Annotated in this window: 15 protein-coding genes and 1 tRNA gene; 15 read left to right on the plus strand and 1 reads right to left on the minus strand. The window is 38.0% G+C overall.

Annotated elements, in window-relative coordinates; translation table 11 throughout:
- Positions 1–78: 78 nt before the first annotated feature.
- The 15 genes from HMPREF3103_RS04045 (at position 79) to HMPREF3103_RS04115 (ending at position 15,151) form a co-directional block, all read left to right on the plus strand.
- The gene (locus tag HMPREF3103_RS04045) at positions 79–1,632 is read left to right on the plus strand and encodes a carbohydrate-binding domain-containing protein (protein ID WP_070437386.1); all 1,554 of its coding nucleotides are present in this window, start codon (positions 79–81) and stop codon (positions 1,630–1,632) included.
- Positions 1,633–2,032: 400 nt separating this feature from the next.
- Positions 2,033–2,398 carry a MerR family transcriptional regulator gene (locus HMPREF3103_RS04050; RefSeq protein ID WP_070437388.1) on the plus strand — a complete coding sequence of 122 codons (366 nt, stop codon included), beginning with the start codon at positions 2,033–2,035 and terminating at the stop codon, positions 2,396–2,398.
- 10 nt (positions 2,399–2,408) lie between these two features.
- Entirely contained in the window at positions 2,409–3,740 is a 1,332-nt protein-coding gene (gene glnA, locus HMPREF3103_RS04055) for a type I glutamate--ammonia ligase (RefSeq protein WP_049554821.1), read from the plus strand.
- 170 nt (positions 3,741–3,910) lie between these two features.
- The gene (locus HMPREF3103_RS04060; protein ID WP_246826955.1) at positions 3,911–5,215 is read left to right on the plus strand and encodes a peptidoglycan bridge formation glycyltransferase FemA/FemB family protein; all 1,305 of its coding nucleotides are present in this window, start codon (positions 3,911–3,913) and stop codon (positions 5,213–5,215) included.
- 57 nt (positions 5,216–5,272) lie between these two features.
- Entirely contained in the window at positions 5,273–5,800 is a 528-nt protein-coding gene (locus tag HMPREF3103_RS04065) for a Gx transporter family protein (protein WP_070437392.1), read from the plus strand.
- A 94-nt stretch (positions 5,801–5,894) separates the two neighbouring features.
- Positions 5,895–7,823 (plus strand): NAD(P)/FAD-dependent oxidoreductase, encoded by a 1,929-nt coding sequence (locus HMPREF3103_RS04070; RefSeq protein WP_070437398.1) that lies wholly within the window; start codon positions 5,895–5,897, stop codon positions 7,821–7,823.
- A 71-nt stretch (positions 7,824–7,894) separates the two neighbouring features.
- Complete coding sequence (locus HMPREF3103_RS04075) at positions 7,895–8,872, plus strand: polyprenyl synthetase family protein (protein ID WP_070437401.1); 978 nt, start codon at positions 7,895–7,897, stop codon at positions 8,870–8,872.
- Between the two features lie 169 nt (positions 8,873–9,041).
- Positions 9,042–9,578 carry an FMN-binding protein gene (locus HMPREF3103_RS04080; RefSeq protein WP_246826956.1) on the plus strand — a complete coding sequence of 179 codons (537 nt, stop codon included), beginning with the start codon at positions 9,042–9,044 and terminating at the stop codon, positions 9,576–9,578.
- A gap of 152 nt (positions 9,579–9,730) precedes the next feature.
- Positions 9,731–10,834 carry an FAD:protein FMN transferase gene (locus tag HMPREF3103_RS04085; protein WP_049554815.1) on the plus strand — a complete coding sequence of 368 codons (1,104 nt, stop codon included), beginning with the start codon at positions 9,731–9,733 and terminating at the stop codon, positions 10,832–10,834.
- The gene (locus tag HMPREF3103_RS04090) at positions 10,831–11,781 is read left to right on the plus strand and encodes a 1,4-dihydroxy-2-naphthoate polyprenyltransferase (protein ID WP_049554814.1); all 951 of its coding nucleotides are present in this window, start codon (positions 10,831–10,833) and stop codon (positions 11,779–11,781) included. Before HMPREF3103_RS04085 ends, HMPREF3103_RS04090 begins: the two co-directional genes overlap by 4 nt.
- A gap of 71 nt (positions 11,782–11,852) precedes the next feature.
- Positions 11,853–12,005 carry a 50S ribosomal protein L33 gene (gene rpmG, locus HMPREF3103_RS04095; protein ID WP_005606057.1) on the plus strand — a complete coding sequence of 51 codons (153 nt, stop codon included), beginning with the start codon at positions 11,853–11,855 and terminating at the stop codon, positions 12,003–12,005.
- A 20-nt stretch (positions 12,006–12,025) separates the two neighbouring features.
- Positions 12,026–12,196: a preprotein translocase subunit SecE gene (gene secE, locus HMPREF3103_RS04100; RefSeq protein WP_070437407.1), complete on the plus strand. Its 171-nt coding sequence runs from the start codon at positions 12,026–12,028 to the stop codon at positions 12,194–12,196.
- 108 nt (positions 12,197–12,304) lie between these two features.
- Positions 12,305–12,850 carry a transcription termination/antitermination protein NusG gene (gene nusG / locus HMPREF3103_RS04105; protein ID WP_005606052.1) on the plus strand — a complete coding sequence of 182 codons (546 nt, stop codon included), beginning with the start codon at positions 12,305–12,307 and terminating at the stop codon, positions 12,848–12,850.
- The gene (gene pepT / locus HMPREF3103_RS04110; RefSeq protein ID WP_082160239.1) at positions 12,837–14,096 is read left to right on the plus strand and encodes a peptidase T; all 1,260 of its coding nucleotides are present in this window, start codon (positions 12,837–12,839) and stop codon (positions 14,094–14,096) included. The genes nusG and pepT overlap by 14 nt, the downstream gene beginning before the upstream one ends.
- Before the next feature lie 173 nt (positions 14,097–14,269).
- The gene (locus tag HMPREF3103_RS04115) at positions 14,270–15,151 is read left to right on the plus strand and encodes a diacylglycerol/lipid kinase family protein (RefSeq protein WP_049554812.1); all 882 of its coding nucleotides are present in this window, start codon (positions 14,270–14,272) and stop codon (positions 15,149–15,151) included.
- A gap of 81 nt (positions 15,152–15,232) precedes the next feature.
- Here the strand turns inward: HMPREF3103_RS04115 and HMPREF3103_RS04120 are convergent.
- Positions 15,233–15,305 (minus strand) — tRNA-Thr (locus HMPREF3103_RS04120).
- Between the last annotated feature and the right edge of the window lie 155 nt (positions 15,306–15,460).

Below are 15,460 nucleotides of genomic sequence, written 5' to 3' on the forward strand. Positions count from 1 at the left end.
CTCTTTTTTTGTTTTAAGTTCATTTTAAGTTCGCTTCGTATACTAAAACCATCAAGAAAAGGAAACGAGGAGAACGAGATGGAACATAAAAAACAATGGTTATTAACAACAACATTATTTATCTCTCTAGGGTTGGCTGCTTGCGGATCACAAAGCGTATTAAACCAAGCAGAAGCAAAAGCGCAACCCCCTACTAAGACATCTACAACTTCAAAGGCGCAGACGACTTCTTATTTTGAAACGTCCGATTTAACAGCAACTTACGATGAATCAACCGCTTCAAAAATTTCGTTGCAAGGGACAACCACTACCGCTTCAGGTGAAGGGGTAACAGTGAATGGAAGTACAGTGGAAATTACCAAAGCTGGAACATACATCGTAGAAGGAACGGCATCGAAAGTTCAATTGAAAGTTGCAGCAGGCAAGGAAGATGAAGTACAAATTGTCTTTAAGAACGCAACCTTAAAGAATACGGAAGCTCCATTATTAGTGGATACAGCGAAAAAAGTCATTTTAACACTAGCAGATGGAACGAAAAATGAAGTAGCCGATGAATCAACATCAACGGTTAAAGGAGCTATCTACTCTGATAGTGACTTAACGATTAATGGGAAAGGTTCTTTAACCGTCACAGGCGCAGCAAGTAATGCCATTAAATCAAAAGACGGCATTCGAATTGTGGATGCAACCATCACTACAACAGCCAAAAAACACGGAATTGCAGCGAATGACTTCATTAATGTATCAGGTGCAACGTTAAACTTAACAGCCGATGAAGATGGTATTCACTCAGATAACGAGGATGATGTATTGCTAGGAAATATTTACTTAGTCAATACGAATATTACCGTCAATGCTGGAGATGATGGTATCAACGCTTCGAATACACTGCTGATTGATGAAGGCGCGGCGATTGACGTTCAAAAGAGTGAAGAAGGTCTTGAGGCACGATTGATTCATCAAGTAGGCGGTACGATTACCGTAAAATCTTCTGACGATGGATTAAACGCGAAAGACTGGACGTTAGAATCCTCTGACGAGCAAGGTCCAGGTCAACAAACGAAGAAAGTAAAATCTGAAGCCACAAATGCAAAAAACTTAGATCGAGTAGGCGATGTGAAGATTGTGATTGACGGCGGGACCTTAACAGTAGATGCTGAAGGGAACGGTCTTGATGCCAATGGTTCGATTGAGATTAATGGAGGAACAATCGTTGTCAATGGACCAACAAGCGGTGCAAACGCAGCTCTTGACTACGATGATAATGGAATATTAAACGGTGGTACGGTACTCTTTGTCGACAATGGACAAATGACAATGGGATTCGGTAGTGACTCTAATCAAGCGTACTTAATGGCAAGTATTCAAGGGACAGCTGGTTCAACCGTTGAAGTGGTCGACTCTTCTGGCAAAACAGTCGCGAGTCTAAAAGCCTCTAAGTCGTTCTCAACAGTATTAATCAGTAGTCCTGAGATTAAAGACGGAGAAAAATATACGATTAAAGTCGGGTCGAATACAACAACGGCTACAGCCTCAAAAGAAGCAGCTAATCTTGGTGGAGGGCCTGGACAAGGTGGACCTGGTGGTGGACAACCAGGACAAGGAGATCCAGGCGGTAGACAAGGCCGGTAATCGTTTCTAGGAACCGTGAAAGGGGTGAGTCCACCAAAATATGAAGGATAAGAATAATGGTAAAATCAATTTTCAAAAAGTGAGGTGGGTCCACCAGAACATGAAGAAGAAAGATGCAATTGAAACAGGTGTATGAACAAATGAGGTGAGTCCACCAGAGAATAAAATAAATTAAGAAAATCATGGAAAATAAATAAAGGAGGTTCCTTTTATGTAAAAATTTATGAAAAAAGATAACAGCATATATGACTTAAAATGGGGTATTCTCTTGGCTGGCGAAAGCTTAACTGAGACAATACCCTGTTTTTCATGTTATATTATCTAACATGAGAGGTAAGGCGTTTTTTGACAACGACTAAAAATGTTTTTTAAAATATACTTACATAAAGGAGGAAGACAGATGGGTGAAAAAGAACTGCGACGTTCACTAGCCGTCTTTCCAATCGGAACAGTGATGAAGCTGACCGATTTATCTGCACGACAAATTCGATATTATGAAGAACAGCGATTGGTGATTCCTGAACGTTCTGAGACGAACCGCCGTATGTATTCTTTGAATGATGTCGATTGCTTGTTAGAAATTAAAGACTATTTAGCCGATGGGTTAACCATTATGGCCATTCAAAAGATTTTTAATAAGAATTCAAATCCCGTAACAAAGGAGAGCGTAAAAGAAACGCTGACGGATGAGGATGTCCGCAGAATTTTCTACGACGAAATTATGCATATTAGCCGTTTGTCTGGCGGAGAAAAATGGAACTTATAGGAGGAAACCAATGATTACACATGAAGAGATTAGAAGACAGGTAGAAGAGAAAGATGTTCGTTACTTACGATTAATCTTTACGGATATCCTTGGGACTATTAAAAACGTGGAAGTGCCAATTACACAATTAGATAAAGTGTTGGCCAACAAAATGATGTTTGATGGTTCATCTATTGAAGGGTTCGTTCGTATCGAAGAAAGTGATATGTACTTATATCCAGACCTTTCTACTTGGGTAGTATTCCCATGGAGCAGCAAACACGGTACCATCGCGCGTTTAATTTGTGATGTATACAAACCAGACGGGACACCATTTGCAGGGGACCCTCGTTCAAACTTAAAACGTGTGTTAAATGAAATGAAAGAATTAGGTTTTTCAAACTTCAACTTAGGACCAGAGCCAGAGTTCTTCTTATTCAAATTGGACGAAAACGGTGAACCAACGCTTGAAGGAAACGATCAGGGAAGCTACTTCGACTTAGCTCCAATCGACCTTGGGGAAGAATGCCGTCGCGAAATCGTTCTTGAATTAGAAAAGATTGGTTTCGATATTGAAGCGAGTCACCACGAGGTAGCGCCAGGGCAACACGAAATTGACTGGAAATACTCAGATGCAGTAGCGGCTTGTGATAACATCCAAACGTTCAAATTAGTAGTAAAAACAATTGCGCGTAAACATGGATTACATGCGACATTTATGCCAAAACCAGTATTCGGAATTGCCGGTAGCGGAATGCACTTCAATTTATCCTTATTTGATAAAGACGGAAACAATGCGTTCTTCGACGAAAAGGGTGACCAACGTTTAAGCGACACTTGCCGTCACTTTATCGCAGGAGTGATGAAACATGCGAAAGCTCTAACTGCGGTATGTAACCCAACCGTAAACTCGTACAAACGTTTAGTTCCAGGTTACGAAGCTCCTGTATATATTGCATGGTCAGCACGTAACCGTTCACCGCTGATTCGTATTCCGGAATCTCGTGGAATTTCGACTCGTATTGAATTGCGCAGCGTAGATCCTTCTGCAAACCCATATTTAGCAATGGCTGCGATTTTAACGGCTGGTCTTGAAGGGGTTAAAGAAAAAATGGAAGTTCCTGCAGCTATTGACCGCAATATTTATGCGATGTCTGCTCGCGAACGCAAGGAAGCAGGGATTGATGATTTACCAGGAACATTAAATGAAGCGATTGAATACTTGAAACAAGATAAAACCGTTCAATCAGCATTAGGAAGTCATATCTTAGACAACTTTATCGAAGCGAAACGTTTTGAGTGGGCTGCATATCGTAGTCAAGTATCTCAATGGGAATTAGATCAATACTTAAAACTATTCTAAAAAATTAAATCAAAGGGCGTATCGTCGTGATGCGCTCTTTTTTGATACAGATATCTTTGCCCAACACCGCTTTCCATTGATAGTAAAGCTTTCTCTTCGGTAAAGTTTTGACATATTTTGCTGAAAGTGTAATACTGATAAGGAAACATGAAAAGAAAGAGAGTGCACACATGTATATAAAAGAGATGTCGAATGCGTTAGAAGAGTATCATTCTTTTATGGAAACACAAGCCAATAGAACGGTTTTTCAAACACCTGAATGGGGTGAAGTGAAGGCAGATGGCTCATGGACAAAAGATGTATTGCTGGTTATGACGGATGCTCATGAACCGGTTGCCGCTGCGATGATTCTTTACCGTAAATTACCCGGAGTGAATAAGTATTTAGCGTACGCGCCTCGTGGGATTGTAACGGATTATACAAATGCAGAACAATTAAAATCGATCTTTGCGACTTTAAAAGTCTATTTAAAAGCTAAAAATGCATTTGGATTAAAGATTGACCCAGAGTTACAATGGCGTGAATGGACAAACAAGTTCGAAATGGTCGAAGGTGGATTCAACAATGAAGAGTTCCGCAATAACATTTTAGCGTCTGGTTTTGTCGAACGCCCCATGGATTTAGGGTTCGACGGGATTCAACCGCGTTTAACAATGATTTTATCATTGAAAGATGAAGGAAAAGGTATCGTTGAAACGTTCAATAAGAAAGAGCGTTATAAAGTGAATGTAGCAAAAAAACAAGGGGTTGTTTGCTACAAAGGAACGCTTGAAGATATGCCGATTTATGATGAATTGAACAAAATTACGGCTGAACGTGATCAATATGTGGCACGTAGTATCGAGTATTTAACAACAATGTACCAACACCTTCACCCTAAAGGTATGGTGGATTTATACTTTGCCAAAGTAGACTATAATGTCCAATTAGCATTTGCAACAAATCGCTTAGAAACAGCGCAAAAAGAGTTCGATAAGTTAACAGGACAATTGGGAACGCTCAATAATCCTAAGCGAATTGAAAATGTTCAAAAACAAATCGACTCTCTAAAAGTGAATATTGAAAAATATGAAAAAGAAATTGAACGTGTGAAAGGCGACTTAGAAGAGTATCCGGAAGGAAAAGTGGTTAGTGGAGCTTTTGTAGTGACGTACCTAGATAAAGCGTACTACTTATACGGGGCTAATATTACTGACGATGGTGGATTGAATGCGAACAAAGCGCTAGTATCTTGGATTATGCAAACTCTCTATGATGAAAAAGGCATTCGCTCATTTGACTTCTTTGGAGTTTCGGAAGACCAAGAACATCATGGCGGTATTAACGGATTTAAGCAATCGTTTGATCCTGAGTTAGTCGAATACATCGGTGAGTTCGATATGCCAATCTCTAAATTCTGGTTTGAAGTGTTCCATACTTGGGCGCCTAAAGCAGTCAGCTTAAAGAATAAATTATTAGTAAGACGTAAAAAATAGTAAAAAGGCTGGAAGAAGTTTCCGGCCTTTTTTAGAAAAGATTGAAAGGAGAATGGAATGCAGAAAAGTAGTCATTTAAGAAAACTAGTTTTTATCGCATTATTAACTGCTCAAGGAATTGTCTTAGGGTTGTTGGAACAAGCCATTCCGTTTCCTTTTGCGTTTGCACCAGGGGCTAAGTTGGGATTGGCGAATATAGTAACTTTAATTAGTTTATATACTTTATCGTTTAAAGAGGTCGTCTTTGTCATTGTGATGAAAACGTTGCTGACAACCGTTCTTGGAGGGACTTTTTCTACTTTTCTATATAGTGGTATGGGTGCCCTTGTCAGCTTTATCGGAATGTATCTTGTAAAGCAACTTGGTGAAAAGAGGGTCAGCATGATCGGAGTGAGTGCTACTGGTGGAATTCTGCACAATGTAGGGCAATTGATGGTAGCAAGTTGGATGGCTAAATCGTGGACGGTGCTCTTATATTTACCAGCAATGTCAATCGTTGGAATCTTTGCAGGAATAGCTGTTGGGGTAGCCGCAAATTACGCGTTGGCTCATATTAAAATTCTTCAATATTTTTCTAAAAAATAGAAGGGTTCCTTCGTGAAGAAAAAGACAATCCTATGGACAAAAACGCAATAATAGACTATACTACTAAAGTGATAAAGCTCAAGGGGGATTTACTATGACAAAAACAAACATTGTAGTTATCGGTGCCGGTTTTGCTGGAGTAGCCGCTACAAAAACATTGTCACATAAGTTGAAAAAGAATAAAGATGTTACGATTACATTGATTGATAAACATCCTTACTTAACTTATATGACGGAATTACATGAGGTTGCTGGGGGACGTGTTGAACCAGATGCGATTCAATACGACTTACAAAAGATTTTTGCTCGTTCAAAAAATGTAAATTTAGTAACAGATACAGTTACGAACTTAGATAAAGAAAACAAAGTAGTTCGCACAAAACATGGTGAATTCTCTTATGATTATTTAGTGCTTGGAATGGGTGGAGAAGCAAATGACTTCGGCGTTCCAGGGGTTAAAGAAAATGGATTTACGTTATGGTCAATGGAAGATGCTGTTAAAATGCGTAAACACATTCTTAACTGTGTTGAAAAAGCAGCTAAAGAACATGACCCTCAAAAACGTAAAGCGTTATTAACGTTTGCGGTTTGTGGTGCCGGATTTACTGGGGTTGAACTAGTCGGTGAATTAACGGACTGGATTCCAGTGTTAGCACATGAATACAATTTAGATAAAGAAGATTTTGATTTATATATTATTGAAGCCGTTCCAACTATTTTAAACATGTTAGATGCAAGCGATGCGGATAAAGCAGAAGCCTTCATGGTAAAACGCGGCATCAAAGTGATTAAAGGAAACGGAATTTCTGAAGTGAAGCAAAATAGCATTCGCCTAGCAGACGGTACGGTTATTCCAACTTACTCACTATTCTGGACAGCAGGCGTTAAAGCTAACACTGAAGCAGAAGTGTTTGGGTTTAAAGCAGCAAGAGCTGGACGTATAGTCGTTAACGAAAATATGTTAATCGATGGCGAAACAGATATTTTTGCCGTTGGAGACTTAGCATACTATGAAGAACCAGATAAAGAAAACCGCCCACATCCACAAATTGTACAAGCGGCTGAACAAACTGGTAAAACAGCAGCGAAAAATATTATCGCTTCTATCAATAATACTTCAAAAGTTGCATACAAAGGGAAATACGATGGATTCATGGTTTCTATCGGTTCTCACTACGGCGTAGCATTCTTGATGGGTAAATGGCACTTAAGTGGATTTTTCGCAATGTTGATGAAACACTTAGTAAATATTAAATATTTCCTAGAGATTTTCTCTTTATACTATGCGATTCAATACGTGTTCCACGAGTTCTTCCATATTAAGAACCGTCGTAATATTTTCCGTGGACACTTATCACGTTACGGTAACGTATTATGGTCAGTACCACTTCGTTTATTCTACGGTGGTATGTGGACAATTGAAGGCTTGAAGAAAATCTTTGGTTTATGGGGAGCTCATAGCTGGATTGATGGAACTCATTTAGCATTCCCGTTCCCTTGGTTGTTAGAACCAACTTCTGCTGCAAGTGGAGCAACTGAAGCTGTTTCAGCAGCAAGCGGTGCCACAGAAACGGCAGCACAAACAGCTACTCAAGTCGTTTCATTCGGTTTCAACTATTCATATGGGGAGCAACCTGCAATGGTATTAGAAAAGATGCCAGATTGGTTTGCTTCAATTATGCAAATTCTGATTCCAAACGTTGAAGTAGCACATTTAATGCAAAAAGTAATGTCATTTGTAGAGTTAGCAATCGGTCTTGCTATTATGGCTGGTTTCTTAACTTGGATTGTCAACGCAGTGACAATCGGTTTAGTCGCAACATTCTGTTTATCAGGAATGTTCTACTGGGTAAACATGTGGTTTGTTCCTGCTGCGATTGCATTAATGAACGGATCAGGTCGCGCGTTTGGTTTAGACTACTACTTCATTCCTTGGTTCCAAAGAACAGCTGGAAAATGGTGGTATGGTAAATCGAAAGCAATCTATGGCTTCGATAAGCAAGGAAACCAACTTGTAAAATAGGATATGGTATAATGAGGTCGACAATTTTTGTCGGCTTCTTTTTTTAAAAGTCGATTTGAAGGAGAAAATATATGACGGCTGTACATCCAATGTGGATGAATTATCCAGAACTTCACGAAGAACTAAAACAAGTAAAAAAATTAATGAAAGATTCCATTCAAATAGAGAATAAGGCCATTAAGGATGCAATTTTATCAGTCCTTGATTCAGGGGGGAAAATGGTTCGTCCTGCATATTTGATTCTATTCTCTATGTGGAACGACAATAGAAATAAAGAAGAAGTTCGTGCTATTGCGGCTGCTTTGGAGCTATTACATGTGGCTACATTATTCCATGACGATGTGATAGATGAATCTAGCGTTCGAAGAGGTCAAGAGACGATTAGCGCAAAATTGGGGAATCGAGTAGCCATTTATGCAGGGGATTATTTATTGACGGTTTGTTATCAACTGTTATCTTCCTATAGCAAAGATTTAGTGAATATCCAAATTCCCACACGTGGAATGATGCAAGTGATTCAAGGGGAATTGTCTCAAATGGAAGAACGTTATCGTTTAGATGTGACGGTTCAAGACTATCTGAAGAGAATTGAAGGGAAAACAGCGCAACTTTTTATGTTAAGTTGTGTGATGGGAGAACAGTTTTCACTCTTGAAAGAAGAATCCAGAGCAAGGCAAATTGGCCATGCAATAGGAATGTCTTTCCAAATTTTAGATGATATCTTAGATTATGAAATTGATTCTCATCAATTTGGAAAGCCTGTATTAGAGGATGTAGCTCAAGGGGTGTATACTTTACCGCTCATTATGGCTTTGTCCAAAAAAGAGAAGGAATTGCTCCCGCTTCTAGAAAAAAAGGAGCTTATTTCTGAAGTGGAAAGAAAGAAAGTGCAACAACTGGTATTAAAATCTGGTGGAGTAGAGTCTGCAAAAGAATTAGCCAAAAAATATACGGATCGCGCTTTGCAACAAATTGAACGACTGCCAGAAAAGAATGTGAAAGCGATGTTGTTTGATATCACAAGCCGTTTATTGCAGCGAGAATATTAATAACTATTCATTCACAAAGAGAGGTGTTTTCATTTCAGAAAACACCTTTTTCACTTTATTTCTTTAAGTGAAAAGAAGAACAAAATTCCAGAGAAAACTAGACTTTTGCCCGTGATATGCTATAATAGATGTTACGAAATATAAAATATAGAGAAGGATGGAAAAAACCATGACTATCAAAAAATCTTTATCTGCAACAGCAGTATTATTATCATCTGTGTTTGTTTTAGCAGCATGTGGCGGAAACAGCAAAACAGATTCAAGCAAAACAACAACACAAGTAGCTACAACACAAACTGCAACTACACAAGCGGCGGCACAAAAATCTGATGCAGCTTTAAAAGATGGTACTTATAAATTAGTATCAGCTGCTGACAAACGTGGTTGGCATGTTGAATTTACGATTACTGTTGAAGGTGGAAAAATCACTAAATCTGATTATGACAACTTAAACGATAAAGGTGAACGTAAATCAGCAGATGCTGCATACGAAAAATCAATGAAAGATAAATTGGGTACTGGACCAGCTGAATACTTTAAAGCATACAATGAAGGTCTTGTTTCTAAACAAAATCCTAAAGATGTTGAAGTAGTAGCAGGAGCAACAAACGCACATACTTCATTTGTGGAATATGCAAACAAATTAATTGAAGCTGCTAAAAAAGGCGACACTACTGAAATTAAAGTAGAAGCACCAAAAAACTAATGGATTACAAGTGAAGACTCTGAACTCCTGTACTTTTCGTGCAGGAGTTTTTAGTTTATTGATTGGAAATAGTGTGAGGATTTACTAAGGTAAAGTTTAGTTTTTATGAAAAATGCGATACAATATATAGGATGAATGAGAAGGAGAGTGTTATGAGAAAAAAATGGATGAAATGGGGCCTTTTGGCAGTGATGTCTACAACGGTTTTAGCAGCTTGCCAAAGTCAACCGAAGAATGAAGCAGACACTGTTTCTGGCGCATCAATTAAAACTCCAAGAGAAATTATTAAATCTCCGGTGAAAAAGACAGATTTCTTATTAGGGACGGCTGTTTCATTGTCCGTCTATCATCCTAATTCTGAGGCTCTAATCGAGAGTGCTTTAGAGATGATTAAAGATTTAGAAAAGAGAATTACTGTAAATGCTTCTGGATCTGAAGTGGATGAAGTAAACATTGCTGCCGGTGAAAAGCCTGTAAAGGTCAGCGCGGATGTTTATGAACTCATTAAATTGGGATTGGAATATAGTGCGGAATTTAATGGAGCATTTGATATTACTGTGGGACCATTAACGTCGTTGTGGCATATCGGATTTGATGATGCCAAAAAGCCTACTCAAGAAGAAATTGATGCAGTTCTCCCTCTTGTCGATTATAAGGAAGTAGAGCTAAATGATGCTGAACAAACAGTGTTCTTGAAGAAAAAAGGAATGAAATTGGATTTAGGCGGGATTGCAAAAGGATATATTGCCGATAAGGTTTGGGATTATTTTGCTAAAGAAGGGGTAACGACGGCCGTTATCGATTTAGGTGGAAATATTGTTGTTATGGGAGGTTCCCCTGCAAGAAATGGGGTTGCATGGAATGTGGGAATTCAAGATCCAGTAGAATCTCGCGGGACAACTTTAGGGACGATTTTAGAAAAAGATAAAACAATCGTCACTTCAGGAATCTATGAACGATACTTAAAAGTGGACAATCAAGTCTATCATCATATTTTAAATCCTAAAACGGGTTATCCTTATGAGAATAATATCGAAGGAGTATCGGTAATTGTAAATCGTTCGACTAAAGGAGACGCTTTATCGACTTCGATGTTTTCTATTGGGGTGAAAGAAGGATTGGAATATGCAAATAGCCATAAAGATGTGGATGTCATTTTTGTGACCAAGGATAAAAAGGTCTATGTATCCGATTCGATTAAAGAGACTTTCAAACTAACAAACGGAGCACTTGAGTTGAAGGAGTCTATAGAATGATGTCAAAAAAAGAGTTTATTGAATTAGTGGAATTGCGAACGAAATTGGCTAGCGTTTTCCCATTTTTAACTGCTTTATGCTATTCTTTTATATTATTTAAAGAAATAAACGTTCTTAACATGTGTCTCTTCTTTGTTGGAATGTTGTCATTTGATATGGCAACGACCGTTATGAATAATTTGATGGACTATGTAAAAGCAAAGAACTCTGACTATCGTGATCATCATAATGTAATTGGAACAAGTAGTTTAACGGTGAAAAAAGCTTGGCAAGTATTCGGAATTCTGTTTGCAGTTGCAGCAGTTTTTGGGATCATTCTTGTAGCGCGCACAAACATCCTTCTACTAATGGTCGGGGCACTTTGTTTCTTTATCGGTGTCTTCTATACCTTTGGTCCAATTCCGATTTCACGGATGCCTCTTGGTGAAGTGTTGTCAGGCTTCACGATGGGATTTGGGATTTTCTGGATTACGGTATTTTTAAATGTGCCAGAAGGAACTATTTTTGCAGGCGTGCAGTTAGACGGAAGTATTTTAACGATGCAACTGGATATTGTTTCTCAGTTAAAGGTGTTTCTATTATCATTGCCACTTGTTTGTACGATTGCCAATATCATGTTAAGCAACAATATTTGTGACTTAGAAATGGATATTACCAACCATCGTTATACATTGGTTTACTATATTGGAAAGAAACAAGCATTAGTGGTTTATCAAGTACTTTATGCAGTTGCGTTCGGTGCGATGGTACTAGCAGTATTATTAGGAGTTGCGCCATGGATACTACTTGGTGTTCTTGCAGTTGGAATTCCTATTTATAAACATATTCAGCAGTTCAAAGCTGTACAAGATAAGAAAACCACCTTTGCTTTAGCCATTAAAAATATGGTAATGATTCATTCTTTACAAATTATTTTGCTTCTTGTAGCAATATTGCTAGGGGACTAGTGTTGACTTGACAAAATTTCGCTGTTTCCTTATGATTAAATAGATATGGATTTATAGAAAGTAGTGAAAGAATGGCACAGAAAAAAGCAGCGTTAGCTTGTAGTGTATGTGGATCAAGAAATTATACCATTACTCTTGGTCAAAATCGTCGAGTTGAACGTTTAGAAATCAAAAAATTCTGCAAATATTGTAATAAACAAACACTACATCGTGAAACAAAATAAAGAGGAAAGGGAGACCCAGCATGCGTTTTTTATCAAATGTTATTAAAGAGATGAAAAAAGTAACATGGCCAACAGGTAAAGAAGTAAACAAATATACTATTACAGTAATTATTACAGTGGTAGTAGCATTAGGCTTTTTTGTTGTGGTGGACTATGGGATTCATCAACTCATTACATTCCTTTTAAAATAATAGTACTTTATAGTGATTAGTGATATACTAAAAGCAGTTGAAAAAACCTTCGTCTTGAAGGTTTTTTTGTATGGAAAAATGTTGTTGATTCTTTAAGGAGGAGTATTAATGGAAAAAGAATGGTATGTATTACACACGTATTCAGGATATGAAAACAAAGTAAAATCAAATCTTCTATCACGTATCCAAAGCATGGGGATGGAAGAAAATATTTTTCGCGTCATCGTTCCTGAAGAAGAGGAAGTTGAAGTAAAAGATGGTAAAACAAAAACAACGGTGGAAAAAACTTTCCCTGGTTATGTATTAGTTGAAATGGTAATGTCTGACCAAGCTTGGTACGTTGTTCGTAACACTCCTGGCGTAACAGGTTTCGTTGGTTCGCATGGTGCAGGGTCAAAACCTTCTCCATTATTACCTGAAGAAGTAGAAGCAATCTTAGGACGTATCGGTGAAAAAGTACATGCTCCAGTTGATTTACATGTATCTGTTGGAGACTACGTTATCATCACTGAAGGTGCCTTCAACGATATGAGCGGTAAAGTAGTAGAACTTGACCACGAAAAACAAAAAATTAAAGTGGCGATTGAAATGTTCGGTCGTGAAACCATTGCAGACTTAGAGTTCCACCAAGTGAAAGAAGATGACTCTTATTAACATGTATCCTACAATGTTAGAACGTTTTATTCGATATGTGAAAATCAATACGCGTAGTGACTTGAAATCAACTAGCATCCCTACGACAAAGAGTCAATGGGAATTCTTAGAAATGCTTCGTTGCGAGTTAGTGGAGTATGGCTTTCAAAAAGTAGAACTCGATTCAGAGGATAGCTACTTAGTGGCGCTTTTGCCAAGTAACTTAGAAGAAGGAAGTGCGGTTCCGGCGATTGGTTTTATCGCCCATGTCGACACCGCGGATTTTAACGCTGAAAATATCAATCCACAAATTCACGAGAATTATAACGGGGAAGATGTAGTGCTCAATGCCAAGAAGAATTTGGTAATGACTGTCAGCGAGTTTCCAAACCTCAAAAATTATATTGGGGAAACGTTGATTACCACAGATGGAACAACACTGCTGGGTGCCGATGATAAGGCAGGGCTCGTTTCGGTATTAGAAGCTTGCTTACACTTAATGGTGCATCCAGAGATTCCGCATGGCGATATTTGGTTAGCGTTTGGCCCAGACGAAGAAATCGGTAAAGGTGCACACCGGTTTAAAGCGGAACGTATGCCTGCGAAATTTGCCTACACTTTAGACAGTGGAGTGGTAGGAAAGTTAGAATATGAAACGTTTAATGCAGCTCGCGCGGTGGTAACGATTCACGGGACAAGTGTCCACCCAGGGCAAGCCAAAGATGTCATGGTGAATGCTTTGGCGGAAGCGGCAAAACTATTTGCTCGCATGCCAGGAGATGAAGTGCCAGAACGTACAAGTGGATACGAAGGCTACTTTATGTTATCGAAACAATCAGGCGACATCGGTAAGGTTGAATTGGAATATATTATTCGTGATCACTCGATGGAGAAATTCGAAGAGAGAAAAGCGCGGTTCCAACAAATCGTCGATGCGCAAAATGCAACGTATGATGTGCCACGTATCGAATGTACGATTTACGATGAGTACTATAATATGTATGAAATCCTAAAAGACGATATGACTTCAGTTGAAGTAGCAATTGAGGCTTATAAAGAATGTGGTATCACGCCAGATATTCAACCATTCCGTGGAGGAACAGATGGATGTATTATTACTTATAAAGGAATCCCAACTCCAAACTTATTTACCGGAGCTGAGAACCTCCATGGGCAATACGAGTTCGTAACTCTCGAAAGCATGCAAAAAGCAAGTGATGTAGTATTGAAGATAATTGAATTAGTACAAAATAAAAAGGTCGGGTAATTACTCGGCCTTATTTTTATAGACCTCGATTATCGTTAAAGTAAGATAAAAAAGAATAGGAATACATTGTCATATGTTATAATGCATTACAAATACTTAGAATATTAATAAGGCAAGCTATTCGAAAGTAGGTTTAAAATGATTTTGAACAACAGAATAGGGAGATGTTTAGGATGAAAAAAGTAATGATTATTATTAATCCAACTTCTGGTGGAGAAAGAGCTTTGGATTATAAAGAAAAAATTGAAAACAAAGCGAAAGAATATTTTGACGTTGTTGAAACTAGAATAACCGAGAAAGCAAAAGACGCAACTATTTTTGCTGAAGAAGCTGTTAAAGAAAAAGCTGAAGCTGTAGTAGTGTTTGGTGGTGATGGTACCGTTAATGAAGTAATTTCAGGAATAGCTGAAAAAGAATATATTCCTAAACTAGGAATTATCCCAGGCGGGACAGGTAATTTAATTACAAAATTATTAGAAATCAGTCAAGATATTGACCAAGCGATAGAAGAACTCGATTTCAACAATACTAACGCTATTGATATTGGGAAAGCTAACGATCATTACTTTGGATATATTTTTAGTGTGGGATCCCTGCCAGAAGCCATTCACAATGTTGAAATTGAAGATAAAACAAAATATGGTGTTCTAGCGTACGCCATTAATACAATGAAATCGGTATTAAATGATGAGGTGTTTACGATTCATGTTGAAACAGAGAATGGAAACTATCATGGTGAAGCTAGTCAAGTACTTGTTCTATTGTCCAACTATTATGCGGACAAAAAAATGTTTGATGACAACAAAGATGGTTATGCCAATATATTGATTCTTAAAGATGCTTCTATCTTCTCAAAACTTTCACTCATTCCTAATATATTAAAAGGGGATGTGGTTGAAAATGAAAATATCGAATATATTAAAGCAAAAAATATAAAAATTTCATCGGATTCCAAACTAGAGTCTGACGTTGATGGAGACCAATCAGACGATCTTCCAGTTGAGATTAAAATTTTGGGAAATCACGTTTCAGTTTACTCTGCTCCAAAAGAGTAAAGTGAATACTCGTACAGAAATAATAACAAAAAGCGTTCGAGAAGATTCATTTGACCTCTTCTTGAACGCTTTTCTAATAGATGCCGAAAACAGGGGTCGAACCTGCGACCTACGCGTTACGAGTGCGTTGCTCTGCCAACTGAGCTATTTCGGCTGATGTACTTTTTATTATACGAGCCTCTAAAAAGAAAGTAAAGACTTTATTGAAAAATCAATGAAAAAGGAATTGAAAAATTTTTTAAAAAATAAATCATTTCGTTTGCAAACAGTCTTTGGTTATGATAAATTAATATCACTGTGAAGCGAACG

Source organism: Granulicatella sp. HMSC30F09, from assembly GCF_001806915.1.
GTDB lineage: Bacteria > Bacillota > Bacilli > Lactobacillales > Aerococcaceae > Granulicatella > Granulicatella adiacens.

Coding starts and splice junctions, on each gene's coding strand:
- HMPREF3103_RS04045 (WP_070437386.1), top strand. CDS start 79: ATGGAACATAAAAAACAATGGTTATTAACAACAACATTATTTATCTCT.
- HMPREF3103_RS04050 (WP_070437388.1), top strand. CDS start 2,033: ATGGGTGAAAAAGAACTGCGACGTTCACTAGCCGTCTTTCCAATCGGA.
- glnA (WP_049554821.1), top strand. CDS start 2,409: ATGATTACACATGAAGAGATTAGAAGACAGGTAGAAGAGAAAGATGTT.
- HMPREF3103_RS04060 (WP_246826955.1), top strand. CDS start 3,911: ATGTATATAAAAGAGATGTCGAATGCGTTAGAAGAGTATCATTCTTTT.
- HMPREF3103_RS04065 (WP_070437392.1), top strand. CDS start 5,273: ATGCAGAAAAGTAGTCATTTAAGAAAACTAGTTTTTATCGCATTATTA.
- HMPREF3103_RS04070 (WP_070437398.1), top strand. CDS start 5,895: ATGACAAAAACAAACATTGTAGTTATCGGTGCCGGTTTTGCTGGAGTA.
- HMPREF3103_RS04075 (WP_070437401.1), top strand. CDS start 7,895: ATGACGGCTGTACATCCAATGTGGATGAATTATCCAGAACTTCACGAA.
- HMPREF3103_RS04080 (WP_246826956.1), top strand. CDS start 9,042: ATGACTATCAAAAAATCTTTATCTGCAACAGCAGTATTATTATCATCT.
- HMPREF3103_RS04085 (WP_049554815.1), top strand. CDS start 9,731: ATGAGAAAAAAATGGATGAAATGGGGCCTTTTGGCAGTGATGTCTACA.
- HMPREF3103_RS04090 (WP_049554814.1), top strand. CDS start 10,831: ATGATGTCAAAAAAAGAGTTTATTGAATTAGTGGAATTGCGAACGAAA.
- rpmG (WP_005606057.1), top strand. CDS start 11,853: ATGGCACAGAAAAAAGCAGCGTTAGCTTGTAGTGTATGTGGATCAAGA.
- secE (WP_070437407.1), top strand. CDS start 12,026: ATGCGTTTTTTATCAAATGTTATTAAAGAGATGAAAAAAGTAACATGG.
- nusG (WP_005606052.1), top strand. CDS start 12,305: ATGGAAAAAGAATGGTATGTATTACACACGTATTCAGGATATGAAAAC.
- pepT (WP_082160239.1), top strand. CDS start 12,837: ATGACTCTTATTAACATGTATCCTACAATGTTAGAACGTTTTATTCGA.
- HMPREF3103_RS04115 (WP_049554812.1), top strand. CDS start 14,270: ATGAAAAAAGTAATGATTATTATTAATCCAACTTCTGGTGGAGAAAGA.